General features: G+C 65.3%; 1 protein-coding gene. It reads left to right on the forward strand.

Going from position 1 to position 1,613, the window contains the following annotated elements:
- Positions 1-304: 304 nt before the first annotated feature.
- Complete coding sequence (locus tag ACZ7KI_RS36300; RefSeq protein ID WP_470277536.1) at positions 305-1,558, forward strand: HNH endonuclease signature motif containing protein; 1,254 nt, start codon at positions 305-307, stop codon at positions 1,556-1,558.
- Positions 1,559-1,613 lie beyond the last annotated feature (55 nt).

Here is a 1,613-nt window from a genome sequence, read left to right on the forward strand (position 1 = left end):
AGGGGGGGGGGGGGGGGGGGGGGGGGGGGGGGGGGGGGAGGGGGGGGGGGGGGGGAAGGGGGGGGGGGGGGGGGGGGGGGGGGTGGTGTTTCTCCCCCCCCCCCCCCCCCCCCACGACTCTCTTAGGGCGCCCAATGGAAGGCTTCGCAGCGAAGGCGCCTACGCGCGCTATGCGTCTCGTAAGTTTGTTGCTCTGCGCAGTTGTTTGGCGGTCTGCTGTTCCCTATCGGGTGAAACGAGCCAGGCGTGTCCGCTACGCAAATCGGGCTAGCACATGTGTTCGATCTTCGGTATCGTTGAGGTCGTGGCCAGCGAAAACAGTCCTCAGGCGGTGTGCTCCGAGTGGTGGCGTGCCGATACTGCGACGCTGCATGCCCGGAAGCAGGAAATCGAATTTCTGAAGTGTCGATTGGATGCGGAGCAGTACGCGATTCTGGCGGAAATCAATAACCGGGGTGTGCGTGGGTGTTCCGGTCATTCGACGTTGGCGGCGTTGATTTTCGAGGACTTTCAGGTGACGGACAAGGAAGCCAGTATCCGTGCCGACCGGGTCCTGGCTCTGCATCCCGGGCCGTCTATCGGCGGAGATCCCGAGCCGCCGTTGGCGCCGTTAACGGCCGAGGCTGCGGCGGAGGGCACGATCGGTGGTGCGCAGATCGACGCGATCATCCGCACTCTCGCCCGCATCCCGTCCACCGTTCCGGAACAAGAGGTGCGGGGCGGAGAGAAGATCTTGGTCGACCTGGCTCGCCGGGCGGGGCCTCGGCAGATCGCCCGAGCCGGGCGGAGGCTCTTGGACAAGCTGGATCCCGACGGGAAAGAGCCCCGCAACGAGGACCCGAAAGACACGCGGCCGGAGCTGCGGTTCGTCAAACACCGCGACGGCACGCTCGGGCTCAAAGCCACCCTCGATCTCGAAACGTATGCGCGGTTGAAGTCCGACCTCGACCCGATGGCGAAACCGCACAAGGCCATCGACGGGGTCCGGGACTCCCGCACCCAGGACGAACGCTACGGCGACGCCTTCACCGACTATGTGCGGTTGAAGACCACCAGTCGCAATCTTCCCGGCCAGGCCGGGGAGGCGACGCACATCCTCGTGACCATGTCCTACGAGGATCTGATGCGGGACATCGGTGAGGCACATCTGGATCTGGTCGGGCCGATCAGCGCCACCGACGCGCGGATCCTGGCCTGTGATGCTCGTGTCCGGCCCGGTGTTCTCGGGACCGCGGGCGAACCGCTGGACATCGGCCGATCCAAACGGACAGTGTCACTAGCCCAGAAGTACGCGTTGACCATCCGCGACGGCGGCTGCGCCTTCCCAGGCTGCGACATGCCGGTACCCCGCTGCACCGCACACCACATCGTCTTCTGGCGACACCACGGCGAAACAAAGATCGACAATCTCGTGCTCCTGTGCACCCGGCATCACCGGCTGATCCACCACAGCGAATGGAAAGTCGCCATCGCCCAAGACGGACTCCCCGAATTCACCCCGCCTGCTTATCTCGACCCCAATGCCGTTAAGTTAGGAGCGGGCTTCGGCGCAGCGTGAGCTGTGGGGCGGCGTTGTGTCGCGTCTGAGTGTGGCGGGCTCTTTTGGTGAGCTT

The sequence above is a fragment of the Amycolatopsis sp. NPDC039088 genome (assembly GCF_055598845.1).